Origin of the sequence: Enterococcus sp. AZ067, from assembly GCF_051715005.1 — a bacterium.
In the GTDB taxonomy this organism is placed as follows: Bacteria; Bacillota; Bacilli; order Lactobacillales; family Enterococcaceae; genus Enterococcus_D; species Enterococcus_D casseliflavus.
Genome location: NZ_JBIOSY010000001.1, coordinates 2,434,838 through 2,452,650, shown reverse-complemented (window position 1 = coordinate 2,452,650; position 17,813 = coordinate 2,434,838). Strand labels below are relative to the sequence as shown.

The 17,813-nt window shown below is 41.4% G+C and carries 13 protein-coding genes; 12 read left to right on the top strand and 1 reads right to left on the bottom strand.

All coding sequences use genetic code 11. The features are described from left to right. Positions 1 to 31: 31 nt before the first annotated feature. Positions 32 to 670, bottom strand: coding sequence for a glycerol-3-phosphate 1-O-acyltransferase PlsY (gene plsY / locus IGI82_RS11590; protein ID WP_008379676.1), 639 nt, complete (start codon positions 668 to 670; stop codon positions 32 to 34). Positions 671 to 954: 284 nt separating this feature from the next. On the opposite strand from plsY, the gene parE reads away from it, so the two are divergent. The 12 genes from parE (at position 955) to glgA (ending at position 17,756) form a co-directional block, all read left to right on the top strand. Further along, complete coding sequence (parE, locus tag IGI82_RS11585) at positions 955 to 2,982, top strand: DNA topoisomerase IV subunit B (protein ID WP_087627702.1); 2,028 nt, start codon at positions 955 to 957, stop codon at positions 2,980 to 2,982. 11 nt (positions 2,983 to 2,993) lie between these two features. After that, positions 2,994 to 5,456, top strand: coding sequence for a DNA topoisomerase IV subunit A (gene parC, locus IGI82_RS11580; protein WP_005236805.1), 2,463 nt, complete (start codon positions 2,994 to 2,996; stop codon positions 5,454 to 5,456). Positions 5,457 to 5,726: 270 nt separating this feature from the next. Next, positions 5,727 to 7,955, top strand: coding sequence for a formate C-acetyltransferase (pflB, locus tag IGI82_RS11575; protein ID WP_438842250.1), 2,229 nt, complete (start codon positions 5,727 to 5,729; stop codon positions 7,953 to 7,955). Between the two features lie 104 nt (positions 7,956 to 8,059). Further along, the gene (pflA, locus tag IGI82_RS11570; protein WP_005229643.1) at positions 8,060 to 8,815 is read left to right on the top strand and encodes a pyruvate formate-lyase-activating protein; all 756 of its coding nucleotides are present in this window, start codon (positions 8,060 to 8,062) and stop codon (positions 8,813 to 8,815) included. A gap of 94 nt (positions 8,816 to 8,909) precedes the next feature. Beyond that, on the top strand, positions 8,910 to 9,839 hold the full coding sequence (locus IGI82_RS11565; RefSeq protein ID WP_438842249.1) for a manganese-dependent inorganic pyrophosphatase: 930 nt from the start codon (positions 8,910 to 8,912) through the stop codon (positions 9,837 to 9,839). An 88-nt stretch (positions 9,840 to 9,927) separates the two neighbouring features. Continuing rightward, a complete protein-coding gene (locus tag IGI82_RS11560) occupies positions 9,928 to 10,737 on the top strand; it encodes a DUF1803 domain-containing protein (RefSeq protein WP_438842248.1) in 810 nt (269 codons plus the stop codon). A gap of 197 nt (positions 10,738 to 10,934) precedes the next feature. Next, on the top strand, positions 10,935 to 11,381 hold the full coding sequence (locus IGI82_RS11555; RefSeq protein WP_087627698.1) for a hypothetical protein: 447 nt from the start codon (positions 10,935 to 10,937) through the stop codon (positions 11,379 to 11,381). Between the two features lie 98 nt (positions 11,382 to 11,479). Beyond that, positions 11,480 to 11,887, top strand: a complete 408-nt coding sequence (locus IGI82_RS11550; RefSeq protein ID WP_005229650.1) for a hypothetical protein — start codon at positions 11,480 to 11,482, stop codon at positions 11,885 to 11,887. A 178-nt stretch (positions 11,888 to 12,065) separates the two neighbouring features. Then, a complete protein-coding gene (gene glgB, locus IGI82_RS11545; protein ID WP_438842607.1) occupies positions 12,066 to 14,000 on the top strand; it encodes a 1,4-alpha-glucan branching protein GlgB in 1,935 nt (644 codons plus the stop codon). A gap of 42 nt (positions 14,001 to 14,042) precedes the next feature. Next, on the top strand, positions 14,043 to 15,185 hold the full coding sequence (locus IGI82_RS11540; protein WP_016613232.1) for a glucose-1-phosphate adenylyltransferase: 1,143 nt from the start codon (positions 14,043 to 14,045) through the stop codon (positions 15,183 to 15,185). Further along, positions 15,175 to 16,326, top strand: coding sequence for a glucose-1-phosphate adenylyltransferase subunit GlgD (gene glgD / locus IGI82_RS11535; RefSeq protein WP_438842247.1), 1,152 nt, complete (start codon positions 15,175 to 15,177; stop codon positions 16,324 to 16,326). Before IGI82_RS11540 ends, glgD begins: the two co-directional genes overlap by 11 nt. Then, positions 16,323 to 17,756, top strand: coding sequence for a glycogen synthase GlgA (gene glgA / locus IGI82_RS11530; RefSeq protein WP_438842246.1), 1,434 nt, complete (start codon positions 16,323 to 16,325; stop codon positions 17,754 to 17,756). Before glgD ends, glgA begins: the two co-directional genes overlap by 4 nt. Positions 17,757 to 17,813 lie beyond the last annotated feature (57 nt).

Here is a 17,813-nt window from a genome sequence, read left to right as displayed (position 1 = left end):
GAAAAGTCATTGCACTTTTCTCAGCTTCTGCTTATTTGTTCGCTTGACGCTTATTCAGACCAAACGGTACCCGACTTTCAGTCCCGTCTTTAATACGTGAAATATTTTCGCGATGGCGAATAAAGATAAAAATCGTTACGCCGATCGCGATGAAGGTCAGCAGCCAATTTTGCTCAGGCAAGATCGCAGGGGCGATAAAAGGCAAAACGACCGTCGATAAGGTGATCAAACACGCCGCGATCATACTGGTCAGGCTTACCATACTTGTCACATAAAGACAGATAACAAAAATCAATGAAGAATAAATGAAAAAGAGCGGATTGTATCCTAAGAGCATCCCAGCACTTGTCGCCACCGCTTTGCCGCCTTTAAACTTGGCAAAGATGGGGAAGGTATGACCTAAGATCGCGCAGACCCCAAACCAGAGCGGATTGACGGTATGGAGACCAAAGAGGACAGGCAAACTGGTTGCCAAAGTTCCTTTTAAGATATCCATCAATAAAACAACGATCCCGGCTTTCTTTCCTAAAACGCGAAATGTATTGGTCGTTCCCGTATTGCCGCTGCCGAATTGGCGAATATCTTTTTTGAAAAACAATTGGCCAATCCAAACACCCGAGGGGATCGAACCTAAAAGGTAAGCAACAATAAATAAAAGAATCGTATTCATAATAACCAACTTTCTTTGCAAGGCTAGGGCAATTTTAGCATGAAAACGCCTTTCCAACAATAAGAAAATCTTTCGTTAGTCAGAGAAAGAAGAAAAACAGCTTTCCTCGGAGCTGTGAAACACAAACAAGCCATTTTGTGACTCTAGCTTGTGCAAACAAAGGAAAAAGGATAAGATAGTTTAGAAAAATGTTCGCTTGAAAAAAGCGTATTTTGTGTTAAGATTTTTTTTGCAGTCCTTTCAGCAGTAAAAAAGGACTGATCAAGATTAAAGGAGCGGTGGGTTTGGCAAAGAAAACCACAGAATATAATGATGCTTCCATTCAGGTCTTAGAGGGCCTAGAAGCAGTAAGAAAACGGCCAGGAATGTATATCGGCTCGACCGATAGCCGCGGCTTACATCACTTAGTGTATGAAATCGTCGATAATGCGGTTGATGAGGCACTCTCTGGATACGGCAATGAAATCGATGTTACGATCCACAAAGACAATAGTATCAGTGTTCGAGACAATGGGCGAGGAATGCCGGTCGGGACACATGCATCGGGAATCCCTACTGTTGAAGTGATCTTCACAGTGCTACATGCCGGCGGGAAGTTTGGCCAAGGAGGCTACAAAACTTCTGGCGGCCTTCATGGGGTTGGTGCCAGTGTTGTAAATGCTCTATCCAGCTGGCTGGAAGTAGTCATCGTTCGTGATGGCATCGAATACAAACAGAGCTTCAAAGACGGTGGGAAACCAGCGGGTACTTTGAAAAAAATCGGCAAAACTCGTAAACCAACTGGAACCACAGTCACCTTTAAACCTGACGACACGATCTTTTCAACAACCAAATTCTCCTATGAAATTCTCGCAGAACGTTTAAGAGAATCGGCTTTCTTGCTAAAAGGGGTCAAAATCTCCCTGACGGATGAACGTGGGGAAGAACCAATTCATGAAGTTTTTTTATATGAAGAAGGCATCAAAGAATTCGTTGATTATTTAAATGAAGAAAAAGATACCTTGACCCAGGTGGTTTATTTTTCCGGTACCAAAGAAGCAATCGAGGTAGAACTTGCCTTTCAATACAATGATGGCTATTCGGAAAATGTCTTGTCCTTTGTCAACAATGTACGTACCAAAGATGGTGGTACCCATGAAGTTGGGATGAAAACATCAATGACGAAAGCTTTCAATGAATATGCCCGCAAGGTCAATTTGTTGAAGGAAAAAGATAAGAACCTTGAAGGTAGTGATTTTCGTGAAGGCTTAGCGGCCGTGTTGTCGATCCGTGTTCCAGAAAATCTTTTGCAATTTGAAGGACAGACCAAAGGGAAATTAGGAACACCCTTAGCAAGAAATGCTGTAGACAATGTGATTGGCGAGCAACTAGGCTATTACTTGCAAGAAAACAGTGAAATGAGTCAAATGCTGGTTCGTAAAGCGATCAAAGCAAGAGAGGCCCGTGAAGCTGCCAGAAAGGCGAGAGAAGAAAGCCGCACTGGAAAGAAACGCAAAAAAGGTGAGTCACTGCTTTCTGGAAAATTAACGCCTGCTCAGTCTCGTAATCCTAAGAAAAATGAATTGTATTTGGTGGAGGGGGACTCAGCCGGCGGGTCAGCAAAGCAAGGCCGTGACCGCAAGTTCCAAGCGATTTTACCGTTACGAGGGAAAGTTATCAATACAGAAAAAGCCAAGATGCAGGATATTTTGAAAAATGAAGAGATCAATACCATGATCTATACTATCGGTGCCGGTGTTGGCCCAGAGTTTTCGATTGAAGACTGCAATTATGACAAAGTCATTATCATGACCGATGCGGATACCGATGGGGCGCACATCCAAGTGCTGCTTTTAACGTTTTTCTACCGGTATATGAAACCTTTGATCGAAGCGGGAAAAGTATACATTGCTTTGCCACCTTTGTATAAAGTGTCTAAAGGGTTAGGGAAAAAGGCAGTAGTCGAATATGCTTGGACGGATGATGAACTAAGCAAACTGACCCAAAAAATCGGTAAAGGCTATATGCTTCAGCGCTACAAAGGGTTGGGGGAAATGAATGCCGATCAATTGTGGGAAACGACGATGGACCCAGAAACGCGGACGCTGATTCGGGTAAGAATCGATGATGCGGCTCAAGCAGAACGTCGCGTCACCACTTTGATGGGGGACAAGGTAGAACCTCGTCGGAAGTGGATCGAAAGCCATGTTCAATTCAGTTTAGAAGAAGATGGCAGTATTTTGGATAAAAAAGAAGATACGGTACCGGAATTAGTTGATGAAAAGTTAATGGATACCGAACAAGCAGAAAGCAAACAGTTAGTTAAGGAATAGGAGGTGGTCTCTTGGAACACAGAAGCAATATACAAGAATTGACATTGGAAGAAGTGATGGGAGATCGCTTCGGTCGATATTCCAAATACATTATTCAAGAACGGGCATTGCCAGATATTCGTGATGGGTTAAAACCGGTTCAGCGGCGCATCTTGTTTGCCATGAACCAAGACGGCAATACCTATGACAAAGGCTTCCGCAAATCAGCGAAATCAGTCGGGAATATCATGGGGAACTTTCATCCCCATGGTGACTCGAGTATTTATGAAGCAATGGTCCGCATGAGCCAAGACTGGAAATTGCGTCAGATTTTGATTGAAATGCACGGAAACAACGGGAGTATGGATGGTGATCCGCCAGCTGCCATGCGTTATACCGAAGCACGACTTTCAGAATTAAGTGGTGAGCTGTTAAAAGATATAGAAAAAAACACCGTCGAATTGGTGTGGAATTTTGATGATACCGAAAAAGAACCAACGGTCTTACCAGCAAAATACCCAAATCTGTTAGTCAATGGCTCAACTGGGATCTCAGCTGGGTATGCAACGGAAATTCCCACCCATAATTTAGGGGAAATCATTGATGGAACGGTCTATTTGATCGACCATCCGCAAGCTTCTTTGGATCAGCTGATGAAGTATATTCCCGGCCCTGATTTTCCAACAGGAGGGATTTTACAAGGGAAAGAAGAAATCAAAAAAGCCTATGAAACAGGCAAAGGCAAAGTGATCCTGCGTTCGAAAACCAAGATCGAAGACATCAAAGGTGGCAAGCAGCAAATCGTTATCAATGAGATTCCCTATGAGGTCAATAAAGCCAATCTAGTCAAAAAAATGGATGAGATTCGTTTGAATAAACGGATCGACGGGATTGCTGAAGTGCGTGATGAAACTGACCGTACTGGTTTGCAGATCGTTGTCGAGCTGAAAAAAGAAGCAAATGCACAAGGAATTTTAAATTATTTATTTAAAAATACCGAATTGCAGATCAACTACAACTTCAACATGGTGGCTATCGACAATATGCGCCCCCAACAAGTCGGTTTGAAACGGATTTTAGAAAGCTACATCAAGCATCGGCGTGAAGTGATCGAAAAACGCAGTCGTTTTGAACTGCAAAAAGCCCAAAAGAGACAGCATATCGTCGATGGGTTAATCAAAGCTTTATCGATTCTTGATGAAGTGATCGCCACCATTCGCGGCAGTAAAGACAAAAAAGATGCCAAAAACAATCTGGTTGTTCAGCACGGTTTTACGGAAGAGCAAGCAGAAGCCATTGTGAACTTACAGTTGTACCGCTTGACCAATACGGATATCACACAATTGCAAGCAGAGGCGAAAGAACTTGCTGAAACGATCGCTGAATTGACAACGATTTTAAATGAGGAAAGTGAATTACTGAAAGTGATCAAAAAGGAATTGCGGGAGATCAAGAAAAAATATTCGACACCGCGATTGACTGAGATCGAAGCCGAAATTCAAGAAATCAAGATCGAAACACAAGTTTTAGTCGCGCAAGAAGAAGTCGTCGTGACAGTCACAAGAGACGGTTATGTCAAACGCAGCAGTTTGCGTTCTTACGGTGCCTCAAAACCAGAAGAGATCGGCATGAAAGAAGGCGACTCTTTACTTTACAGCAACCAAATGAATACGTTGGATCATCTGTTATTGGTAACCAATAAAGGAAACACGATCTATCGTCCGGTTCATGAATTGCCTGATTTAAAATGGAAAGATCTAGGCGAACATATTTCGCAAACGGTTATGACACTGGCGCAAGATGAAATGATCATTGGGGTCTTTGCCTACAAAGAGATCGATCCGTTGAAAAACTTTGTGCTGATCAGTAAAAACGGCATGATTAAACAAACACGAATGACGGAATTTGAACCTTGGCGCACCTATAAGACACGGCCAATGACGATCATGAAGCTGAAAGATGAATCAGATGAATTAGTCAATGTCTTTTTGACTGATCAAACAGAAGAAATGGATGTCTTTTTAGTCAGTCATCTTGCCTTTGGCTTACGGTATTCGCTTAATGAAGTGCCCGTTGTGGGACCAAAAGCAGCTGGGGTCAAAGCGATGAACCTTAAAGCGGATGATTATCTTATCAATGGGTTGTTAGTTTATTCAGAAGGGGATACACCGATCGTTCTGATTACCCAACGTGGCGCAGCAAAACGCATGCTAGCCCAAGAGATCACCCAATTAGGACGGGCGAAGCGTGGATTGATGGTCTTACGGGAATTGAAGAAAAACCCTCATCGCGTAGTCTATATGGGGAATGGAGAGAACCAGCAGCTACTGGTAACCAACCAAAAAGGACAAGCCTTTGAAGTCATCACGAATCAAATCCCGATCAATGATCGGACCTCCAACGGCTCATTTATCATGGATGAGAAAACAGGGGGGCAAATCTACGAAGTGAAAACACAAATCAGTCCTGCAATCGCAGAGGATTCTGTACTATAAATTATAACAAAGCAACCATTCTGTACCAGTACAGAATGGTTGCTTTTTTGTCTCTTAATTAATCTTTCACATTAATAAAAAACGCACTTTAATAAAAGATTCACATTTGATAAATGCTTATAAATCAACGTTTTTAATAATAAAAATCTTAAAAAAAACTAAATTGTTCAAAATAATTCTTGAAAACACTTGCAATCATTAGGGTGTGTGTTATACTGTTCACGTAAAGCTGTTACATTAGTGAACAGAAAATTTAAGGAGGTCCATCAGATGGAACAATGGAATGGATTTAAAGGAAAAACTTGGAAAGAAGAAGTAAACGTACGCGACTTCATCCAAGAAAACTACACACCTTATGACGGAACAGATGAATTCCTAGCAGATGCTACTGAAGCAACGACGAAGCTATGGGATCAAGTCATGGAACTGAACAAGCAAGAGCGTGAAGCTGGCGGCGTATTGGATATGGATACAAAAGTCGTTTCAACGATTACTTCTCATGGACCTGGCTACTTAGACAAAAACTTAGAAACAGTTGTTGGTTTCCAAACGGAAAAACCATTTAAACGCAGCTTGCAACCATTTGGCGGCATCCGCATGTCAGAACAAGCAGCAGAATCTTACGGCTATGAAATCGATGCGGAAGTTTCTCACATTTTCCGCGACTACCGTAAAACACATAACCAAGGGGTATTTGATGCCTATACACCTGAAATCAGAGCAGCTCGTCGTTCTGGTGTAATCACAGGTCTTCCTGATGCATACGGCCGTGGCCGGATCATTGGTGACTACCGTCGTGTTGCATTATACGGAGTGGATTTCTTGATCAAAGAAAAACAACAAGACCTATTGTATTGCGGAAACGGAACCATGTCTGAAGACATTATCCGCCAACGTGAAGAATTAAGTGAACAAATTCGCGCTTTAAGCGAATTGAAAGAATTAGGAAACATTTACGGATTTGATATTTCTAAACCAGCTCAAACGGCGAAAGAAGCATTCCAATGGTTATATCTTGGTTACTTAGCAGCCATCAAAGAGCAAAATGGTGCGGCAATGTCATTGGGACGTACGTCAACTTTCCTTGATATTTATGTTGAACGCGATTTACAAAATGGCGTGATCACTGAAGAAGAAGCACAAGAAATCGTTGACCATTTTGTCATGAAACTACGTCTTGTGAAATTTGCTCGGACGCCTGATTACAACGCATTGTTCTCTGGTGACCCAACTTGGGTAACTGAGTCAATCGCTGGTATGGGTGAAGATGGACGCCACATGGTAACAAAAAACAGCTTCCGTTTCTTACACACTCTAGCAAACTTAGGTCCAGCACCAGAACCAAACTTGACTGTTTTATGGTCAACACGTTTGCCTCATAACTTCAAAACATTCTGTGCGAAAATGTCGATCCAAACATCAGCGATTCAATATGAAAACGATGATGTGATGCGTGGACATTGGGGCGATGATTACGGAATCGCTTGTTGTGTATCCGCAATGCGCATCGGGAAACAAATGCAATTCTTTGGTGCTCGTGCCAACTTAGCAAAAACATTGTTGTATGCAATCAACGGTGGGGTCGATGAAAAATCAAAAGCACAAGTTGGACCAAAATTCCAACCAATTACTTCTGAATACTTGGATTACAACGAAGTAATGGAAAAATATGACACAATGATGGACTGGATTTGTGATCTGTATGTGAACACATTGAACATCATTCATTACATGCATGACAAATATTCTTATGAACGCATTGAAATGGCGCTCCAAGATACAGATATTCTACGTACGATGGCTACTGGTATCGCTGGTTTCTCTGTTGCAGTTGATTCATTATCAGCGATTAAATATGCCAAAGTTCGTACGATTCGTGATGAAAACGGCATTGTTGAAGATTACGAAATCGAAGGCGATTATCCTAAATACGGAAACAATGATGACCGTGTAGATGATATCGCAGTCAACTTGTTGAAAGCTTTCATGAAGAAAGTAAAACGCACAAAAACATATCGTGATGCAAAACATACAACTTCGATCCTTACAATCACTTCTAATGTGGTTTATGGGAAGAAAACAGGGAACACGCCTGATGGACGTCGTGCAGGTGCACCATTTGCTCCAGGTGCAAACCCAATGCATGGCCGCGATACGCATGGTGCATTAGCAAGTCTTTCGTCAGTTGCGAAATTACCATATGATTACTCATTAGATGGTATTTCAAACACCTTCTCAATCGTACCTAAAGCATTAGGTCGTGACGATGAGACACAACAAGAAAACCTAGCAACAATGCTAGATGGCTATGCAGCAAAAGGTGGTCACCACTTAAATATCAACGTATTTAACCGTGATACATTACTTGATGCGCAAGCTCACCCAGAAAAATACCCACAATTAACGATTCGGGTTTCTGGTTATGCGGTTAATTTCATTAAATTAACCAAAGAACAACAAGATGATGTCATTGCTCGTACAATGCACGAAGCAATGTAATAAGCAACAACTTCAGGCGGCGGACGGGAAAATCCGCCGCCTCTTGTTTTGAGAGTATCAGACGGAGCATGGTTATCCGTCGTTTCGAAGAAAGGAAGAGCATTATGGCAGTAACAGGACAAGTACATTCAACAGAAAGTTTTGGATCAGTAGATGGACCAGGTATCCGTTTTATTGTATTCATGCAAGGATGCCGCATGCGTTGCCAGTTTTGTCATAATCCAGATACTTGGAAGATTGGCACGGGTGTCGAACGAACGACCGATGACGTCTTAGAAGAGGCGTTGAAATATCGCGAATTCTGGGGACAAAAAGGTGGGATCACCGTTAGTGGCGGGGAACCGTTACTTCAAATGGACTTTCTGATCGATCTGTTTCGTAAAGCCAAAGCAGAAGGGGTCAGCACAACATTGGATACTTGCGGAAAACCATTTACACGAGAAGAGCCTTTTTTCAGTAAGTTTCAAGAGTTGATGACTGTGACCGATTTGCTGTTGTTTGATATCAAACATATCGATAACAAAGCCCATAAAGAGCTAACCACGCAATCCAATGATAATATTTTGGATATGGCGAATTATCTTTCAGAGATCAATCAACCTGTCTGGATTCGTCACGTCCTGGTTCCTTTTAGAAGCGATTATGATGACTTCTTGATCCGTTTGGATGAATTTATCAAGACGTTGAAGAATGTCGATAAAGTTGAGATCTTACCTTATCACACGATGGGGAAATACAAGTGGGATGAGCTAGGCTTGAAATATCCCCTTGAAGGGATCGAACCACCAACCGAAGATCGGGTGAAAAATGCCAAACGTTTGCTCCATGTAGATGACTATAAAGGCTACTTAACCCGTTGATCAAAACAGGAAAGAAGAGATTGCTATTGCTTCTTTCCTGTTTTTTTACTATGATTAGAAAGTGAATATCAATTGAAATAGGAGCGATGAAGAAATGTCGAAAATATTAGTATTTGGTCATCAAAATCCTGATACCGATGCCATTGGTGCAGCGATTGCCTTTGCGAACTTACAAAATCAACTTGGGAAAGACTGTGAAGCAGTAGCGCTAGGTACACCAAATGAAGAAACACAATTTGCACTAGACACCTTTAGCCTGGCTGCTCCTCGTGTGATCGATTCAGTGGCAAAGGAAACCCAAGAAGTAATGTTAGTGGATCATAACGAATTTCAACAAAGTGCAGCAGATATTGCGGATGTTACTGTATTAGCAGTGGTTGATCATCACCGTATTGCTAACTTTGAGACAGCCAATCCGTTGTATTATCGTGCAGAACCTGTTGGTTGTACCAGTACGATCGTATTGAAGTTATACAAAGAAAATCAAGTGGAAATTCCAAAAGCGATCGCAGGAATCATGCTTTCAGCGATCATCTCCGATACATTGTTGTTCAAATCGCCAACATGTACCGATGAAGATGTAGCGGCAGCAAAAGAATTAGCGGTTTTAGCAGGTGTTGAACTGGAAGCATACGGATTGGATATGTTGAAAGCCGGCACAAATCTTGGGACGAAATCAGCCGCAGAATTGCTGGATCTTGATGCAAAAAGCTTCCCAATGGGCGGGAAAAACATCCGTATCGGACAAGTCAATACAGTCGACCTAAAAGAGGTCTTTGACCGTCAAGCAGAATTGGAAGCTGCCATGAAAGAATCAATGTCAGCAAATGGCTATGATCTGTTCTTGCTGGTTGCCACTGATATCTTAGATAGTAATTCTGAGCTGCTAGTCGTTGGTGAACCAACTGCCCCAGTAGAAGCAGCCTTTAAAACGACATTAACCAACAATCGTGCGTTTTTACCTGGTGTCGTTTCTCGCAAAAAACAAATCGTACCTCAATTAACAGAGGTTTTTGAAGGATAATTAAGCTAACTGTCTGAATGCTGGTAAGATCTGTTTTGGTAGATCAAGCCAGCATTTTTCATGATTGTTTGGATAAGGAGTACACGCAGTGAAATTTTTTTATAGTCCCCACTTTCGCTCATTGCAACCGATACTGGAATCTTCGAAATTCCATGAGTTGGTAGAGGAGCTATTAAATAGCCAAGAGCCGCCGACACTACGAGCATTAAAAGCGAAGTTTACAGATGGTTCTTTTGATAAAATTCTTGACCGCTTGATCGCAGAAAAGTTGATCATCCGTCAAGAACGACGCTATTATTTAGGCTTCCCCATCTATACTGAACATGATCAACAGCAGATACAAGTAAGTGATGATTTCTATCAAGCAGCGCGCAATTGGTCAACACAAGAAATCGCGGGTTTTATCAAAAGCTTTGCTGCGTCAAGTGTTGAAAATAAATACTTTTACGGTTGTCCGCAAGGAGTTGAACAAGGCGCGGTCTATGCATTGAGTCATGAACAATTTCAGTTGATCTCTTACTCAGAAACACAGTGGCCACCAACACTGCCTGCTTTTTTTGAAGCGAATGAACAGTTGCGTCCCCTTGCGATCTATGATGAATTAATGGATTTGATCGGTGATGTCGATCCAGTCTATTACTTAGACCAAGTGAGTGTGATCCTTGAACGCATTCGTAAAAACAAAAAAGTCCGTCCGAGTATTTTTCTGGAATCACTTCAACGGGTCGAGATCATAAGCCCTGAGCTACATTTGTTGCTGGAAGAAATAAATTGTGATAATCTAAAAAACGAGCGTTATCCGTCTTCTGAAAAGGATCTGTTCGTCCAACGCCTTGTGATCGCTCACTTGGCAAATAAATCAGGTTCATACAATACACTTTATTTCAATAATAATTAAAATTTCTAATAATTGTATTATTTGTTTTAAATTTTCTGACTATTAAAAAGCTGCTAGATTTGATTCTAGCAGCTTTTTTTCTTATTTCTTCAAATGATAATTTGATGAATAAAAATTAAAAAACAACAATCGTTTTGTTTGGAGTTTTGATTTCTTGATGATATGATGATTCTAGAACTTTGAAAGGGGATATAAAAATGGAAGGATATAAAACGGTTGATTTTGAACAGTTGGAACAAAACAAAACGAAAGCAGAAATGATCACGTTCGTATCAATGTCAGAAATAGAAGCTGCTCGGCAAGCAATTACAAAAGCGGGGATCGATGAAACGCGTTTTTCTGATGGCGATCTCATTCTTGCGTTAAAACAAAAGGAACGGTTTGGGGCAAATACGATCGTTTCCGTGATCATTGATTGGCTCATCAATCAAAACTATCTGGTGAATCCAGCTCATGCCATGCGTTACTTAGCAAAGAAAATGGCAAATGGGCCAGTGACGAGTTACAAATTATTAAGTGAGGGTGAGTTTGATTGTGACGGGAACTACTACTTGATTGCTCGCACAAACACCACCTCATCGGCAAATAAAGTCTATAAAGTTTACACGGATGGACAAGTAAAAGAGCTTTGGCAGGCAAAATAAGTACAGATGATTTCGGCTCTAGTGAATAAGGAAAACGGCTGTGTAAGCAGTAGTTAGCGGAAAAAGGATTTTTTTAGATTGAAGGTTGTGAAAGACGCGTGAAACTAAACATTCGAATCGGCTTAGCTGGCAGTCATCTTCTGATTGGTGCATTCAGCTTGCTCGGCGCTCTGCTGACGCTTTATAAAGTACCGACAAGTTTTGGTGCGATCCAAGCCTTGTTAGGTGAAATTTATTATACCGATACAGTATTTGACCGATTTACTCAGCTCTTCTTGTTGGGGATCATCAGTCTTTATACCGTGGTGACCAGTTTTTATGGGTTTCGATTTTGGTGTTTTTGCTCCGCCTCTTCTGCATTTGGGACACTGTTGGCATATTTTGAATTAACTGAAACACTTCCAGTGATGGTAGTTTTCATTCTTGTTTTAGCAAGTTTGTTTCAGTTATGGGTAGTCACATACTTCATTTTCCAAAAGCTAAAAAGTAGAGCTGAAACAGGTTGAACAGATACGTTCAAGCTGTTTTTTTCTGTCAAAGATTATTTGCTGGCAACTAAGGTTATTGCGTTACTAGCGCAGTGTTTTATGCTATGCTAGATAGAGAGATGTAGTTGATTTTGAAACGATTTCTAAAAGATGAAAGAGCGTAACAAGTTCGTTGGCATTTCAGTCAACGATCAAAATGAATTTGAGGAGGACTGATGAGAGAGTGGTTACTAAACAACAGGTACTGACTGCGGAAAAAGACTTTCTGAGTGGTGAAAATTTTTATGTACAGCATTTCTTAGGCGCCCATCAAGTAGATGATGGCTACGTGTTTCGCGTTTGGGCACCAAATGCTCAGCAAGTTTGGCTTGTTGGCGACTTCAACCAATGGACGGATACCTTGCCGATGAACAAAAGGACGGAATCCGGTGTTTGGGAAATTGAGACCAACCAAGTAAAAGAAGGACAGCTTTACAAATACAAAGTAAAACAATCAAATGGACGAGAAGTATTGAAGATCGATCCTTTTGCTGTCCATTTTGAAGCTCGACCAGGAACTGCTGCCGTGTTGCATTCGATCCCACAAAAAAAATGGCGGGATGGGTTATGGCAAGGACGGAAAAAAAGACAAAAAACATTTAATCGACCTCTTAATATTTATGAAGTTCATGCCAGCTCCTGGAAGCACCACGAAGATGGCACCCCTTATCGCTTCTCCGAATTAAAAGATGAACTTATTCCTTACGTGAAAAAAATGGGCTACACCCATATCGAATTTATGCCTTTGATGGAACATCCCTTAGGAACCTCCTGGGGCTATCAATTGACTGGTTACTTTGCACTTAGCTCCTATTATGGGACACCAGAAGAATTTCAAGACTTTGTAGAGGCTTGTCATTTGGAAAATATAGGTGTCTTCGTTGATTGGGTGCCAGGACATTTTTGTGTCAATGATGACAGTCTTGCCTATTATGATGGCACGCCGACCTTTGAATACATGGATGAAAACCGTGCGAAAAATGTTCGCTGGGGTGCGATCAACTTTGATCTCGGCAAACCACAAGTCCAAAGCTTTCTGATCTCAAGTGCCTTGTTCTGGATCGAATTTTATCATATTGATGGTATTCGGGTAGATGCCGTTTCCAACATGATCTATCGCGATTATGATGAAGGTCCATGGGACCCAAATCACGAAGGGGGCAATCGCAACTTTGAAGGCTATTACTTTTTACAGAAGCTTAATTCTGTTATCAAGTTAGCCCATCCAGCAGTGGTCATGATTGCAGAAGAAAGTACGTCTGAAACCAAAATAACAGGAATGGTCGAAGAAGGCGCGTTAGGATTTGATTATAAATGGAATATGGGCTGGATGAACGATGTCCTGCGTTTTTATGAAATGGACCCGATTTTCCGTAAAGATCATTTAAATCTGCTTTCTTTCTCTTTCATGTATCGGATGCAAGAAAATTATATCTTGCCACTTTCTCATGATGAAGTCGTTCATGGTAAAAAAAGTTTGATGCATAAAATGTGGGGGGACCGCTACAAACAGTTTTCACAACTACGAAATCTCTATACGTACATGATGATGCATCCAGGGAAAAAACTGTTATTCATGGGTAGTGAATGGGGGCAGTTTTTAGAATGGAAATATGATCATGGGCTTGAATGGGGCGATTTAAACGACACATTAAATGCAAAAATGCAGTTCTTCACCCAGACCTTGAATGAACTATACAAAGAAGAACGAGCCCTTTGGGAATTGGATGATCAAGAAGATTCATTGATGGTGATCGATGCAGACAACTTAGATGAAACGACATTGACTTTCTTACGACAAGGAAAAACGAAAAAAGATTTCTTGATCGTTGTTGTCAATCTGACACCAGTGGAGCGTCACGATTTTGCGATCGGCGTGCCATACGAAGGAACGTATCGAGAGATTTTAAACACTGAACGGGATGTATTTGGTGGAACTTGGGTGGCTAATAACCAAGACTGCCAGACCAGTAATGCCCCTTTTAAACAATACGACTATCAAATCAAAACAATTTTGCCTGCACTTGGGGCTTTGATTATCAAACCAGAAAAAATCAAAATGACTCGTAAAAAAGCAGTAAAGAAAGCATAAAAAAAGAGTAGAGGGGGAACGGTGAGTAGATCACCAAACAAAATGAAAACAGAAATGTTAGCAATGATCCTCGCAGGAGGACAAGGGACTCGTTTAGGGAAACTAACAAAAAATATTGCCAAGCCAGCAGTTCCGTTTGGCGGCAGGTATCGGATCATCGATTTCACGTTGAGTAATTGTGTCAATTCTGGAATCAAAAATGTGGGTGTTGTCACTCAGTACCAGCCATTAGCACTAAACAACCATATCGGAAATGGTGCAAGCTGGGGATTGGATGGAATTAGTACCGGTGTGACGATCTTACAGCCATATTCAAATTCAGAAGGCGAAAAATGGTTTGAAGGAACCGCCCATGCGATCTATCAAAACATCGCTTATATCGATGAGATGGACCCGCAATATGTCTTGATTTTATCAGGGGACCATATCTACAAAATGGATTATGAAGAAATGCTGGAAAAACACAAAGAAAATGATGCTTCATTGACGGTTGCAGTTCTCGAAGTACCGATGAAAGATGCCTCGCGTTTCGGAATCATGAACACCGATAAAAATGACCGTATCATCGAATTTGATGAAAAACCAGCCGAACCAAAAAGCAATCTTGCTTCGATGGGGATTTATATATTTGATTGGAGTCGTCTACGCAGTATGCTATTGAGTAACTACACAAAAGACGGCGAAATGGTCGATTTTGGGAAACATGTGATTCCTTCTTATCTAGAAAGCGGCGACAACGTTTTTGCCTATCGCTTCTCTGGCTATTGGAAAGACGTAGGAACGATCGATTCATTGTGGGAAGCCAACATGGAATTTATTGATCCAGCTATGGAGTTGAATATCCGGGATAAAAGCTGGCAAGTGTTCTCCAAAAACCCAATCGCACCACCGCACTTTGTAACTGAAACCGGTGCTGCTAAAAATTCGCTTGTGATGGACGGCTGCTATGTTGCTGGGGAGATCGAGCACAGTATTTTATCAGAGAACGTGCAAGTGAAAGAAGGCTCGACTATCAAAGATAGCGTGATCATGCCTGGAGCGGTGATTGGTAGAAATGTCAAATTAAATCGTGTGATCGTTGGGGAAAATGCAGTGATTGGTGACGACGCAGAGATCGATGGAACAGACGAAATTGCCGTAGTCGGCTATTCTGAAATTTTAGGGGTGACGATTGATGAGAACTAATAAAATGTGTGCAATTTTAGGGAACCTACAGCGATACCAAGACTTGATGCCATTAACGGAGAATCGTCCGCTGTCGACCTTGTTGTTTGACTGCAAATATCGCTTGCTGGATTTCAATCTTTCAAGTATTGAAAATGCCAACATCAAACAAGTCTACATGATTTTCAATGAAGGAGAGACCCAGTCAGTTTTTGATCATATCGGTGGTGGAAAAGAGTGGAACTTGGACGGTGTTCAAAACCGGTTCTTTATCCACTTATTCCAAGACTCATTGAAAAAGCAAGCCGAAGGGCAAGAGTACTACTATAACGTCATTGACTATTTGGAAAAATCAAAATCAGATCACACTGTATTTATGGGCAGCAAAATCTTATGCAACATCGATTTGCGTGCTTTGCTGAAAATTCATCAACTACAAGGCAATGAAATGACTGTGGTGTATAAACGCATCGGCAGTGACAATGTTTCTGAAAGTGACTTGTTGTTTAATGTTGACAGTGAAGGACACTTAGAAGAAGCGATCCAAGCGAAAAAAGGGGAAGTTAGCTCCCTAGTCAACTTGTGTACGGATATTTTTATCATTCAAACGGATCGTCTGATCGCGGCTCTTAAAGAAGGGCAAAAAGTTGGCGCAACGGCAGATCTCGGTCAATTTTTACGAGAGATGATCTCTGTGGAGAACACTGGCCTATATGAGTACACTGGTTACTTAAGTAACATTTATGATATCTCTTCTTATTATCAAACAAATATGGACATGCTAGATGTGCATAAATTCACCTCATTGCTTTATTCGAATCAAAAAATCTATACCAAATTGAAGAATGAAGTACCAACCTATTACTCGGAAACGTCTGAGGTGAAAAACAGCCACTTTGCTTCTGGTTGCATCGTGGAAGGTATGGTCGAACAGTCACTGGTTGCTCGCCGTACGAAAATCCATCCTGAGGCAAAAGTCAAAGGTGCGATCATTTTCGGGAATAACGAAATCAAAGCAGGTGCCGAAGTCTCTTATGCGATCTTAGATAAAAATGTAACCATCGCAGAAGGTGTAAAAGTGCAGGGAACCAAAGAAACGCCGATTGTCATTAAGAAGAATTCTCATGTGACAGAAGATGTAATCGGAGGAGCAAGCGCATGAAGGTTTTGTTTACAGCAGCAGAATGCGCTCCGTTTTTTAAAACAGGCGGATTAGGGGATGTTGCAGGTGCATTGCCAAAAGAGTTGGTCAAAAAAGGCGTCGAGACAGTTGTCGTCTTACCTTATTTCACGAAAATGCCTGCCGAATACCAAGACCAAATGGAAGATTGTTTTTCCTTTGAAGTGGCGGTCGGCTGGCGCAAGCAATATTGTGGGATCAAAAAATTAGTTCTAGGCTCTGTGACCTATTATTTCATAGACAATCTCTACTATTTTGGCCGCGAACGGCTCTATGATTTTTATGATGATGGGGAACGCTTTGCTTTCTTCCAATTAGCCGTTATCGAAATGATGGAACGCATTGAATTTATTCCAGACATCGTTCATGTCAATGATTACCATACGGCGATGATTCCCTTCTTGATCAAAGAAAAATATCATTGGATTCAAGCGTATCAAAACATACGCACCGTTTTGACGATCCATAACATTGGGTTTCAAGGGTGGTATAGTCGCGATATTTTACCAGATCTTTTTGGTATGGGGACTGAGAGATACGATGATGGCACACTACGTTTAAACGATTGCTTGAACTTTATGAAAGCAGGAATCTTGTATGCGGACCGCATCACGACGGTCAGTCCTTCCTATAGTGAAGAAATCAAAACCTCTGAGTTTGGCTGTGGGCTTGAAGTGATTTTACGTATGGAAAGCGGCAAACTCAGCGGCATTTTAAACGGAATTGATTACGAAATGAACGATCCAGAAACCGATCCTCATTTGGACTATCCTTTCAGTGTCGAAGATTTATCAGGAAAGGATAAAAACAAGCGAGCGCTACAAGAACAATTTGGTTTGCCTACCCGTAAAGATGTCCCATTGATTTCTGTTGTTAGCCGTTTGACCACTCAAAAAGGGTTCCATTTGGTCCTTGAAGAAATGGAAAATCTCTTGCAATTTGATGTTCAGTTCATCTTACTAGGGACTGGCGAACATGATTTTGAAGAAGGCTTTCGCTATTTTGCTCAAAAATATCCTGACAAATGTGCTGCCGCGATTTCTTTTGATATTGCATTGGCGCAAAAGTTATACGCAGCAGCGGATCTTTTCTTGATGCCTTCCGCCTTCGAACCATGCGGACTGTCACAGATGATCGCGATGCGTTATGGTACATTACCGGTCGTTCACGAAATCGGTGGCTTGAAAGATACGGTAGATTCCTATAATCCGATCACGAAACAAGGTACCGGCTTTGGCTTTCAAGAGTTTTCACCATTTTACTTGATGAATGCCTTGAAGCAAGGGATCGAATTGTATCAATTTGATCAGGCAACGTGGAACGTATTGGTCAAGCAAGCAATGGCAAAAGATTTCAGCTGGAATCAAAGTTCCGATCTTTATATCCAGTTGTATAATACTATCAAAGTTTGATTGTTTTAAGACAGAAGAATCCTTGTCTGCAACAGAACTGCTAGTTGTAAGACTAGC

What these genes read in the sequence shown, in the direction of transcription:
- glgA (WP_438842246.1), top strand. Translation starts at nt 16,323, where the DNA reads ATGAAGGTTTTGTTTACAGCAGCAGAATGCGCTCCGTTTTTTAAAACA.
- IGI82_RS11565 (WP_438842249.1), top strand. Translation starts at nt 8,910, where the DNA reads ATGTCGAAAATATTAGTATTTGGTCATCAAAATCCTGATACCGATGCC.
- plsY (WP_008379676.1), bottom strand. Translation starts at nt 670, where the DNA reads ATGAATACGATTCTTTTATTTATTGTTGCTTACCTTTTAGGTTCGATC.
- pflB (WP_438842250.1), top strand. Translation starts at nt 5,727, where the DNA reads ATGGAACAATGGAATGGATTTAAAGGAAAAACTTGGAAAGAAGAAGTA.
- glgB (WP_438842607.1), top strand. Translation starts at nt 12,066, where the DNA reads ATGAATTTGAGGAGGACTGATGAGAGAGTGGTTACTAAACAACAGGTA.
- IGI82_RS11555 (WP_087627698.1), top strand. Translation starts at nt 10,935, where the DNA reads ATGGAAGGATATAAAACGGTTGATTTTGAACAGTTGGAACAAAACAAA.
- IGI82_RS11540 (WP_016613232.1), top strand. Translation starts at nt 14,043, where the DNA reads ATGAAAACAGAAATGTTAGCAATGATCCTCGCAGGAGGACAAGGGACT.
- glgD (WP_438842247.1), top strand. Translation starts at nt 15,175, where the DNA reads ATGAGAACTAATAAAATGTGTGCAATTTTAGGGAACCTACAGCGATAC.
- pflA (WP_005229643.1), top strand. Translation starts at nt 8,060, where the DNA reads ATGGCAGTAACAGGACAAGTACATTCAACAGAAAGTTTTGGATCAGTA.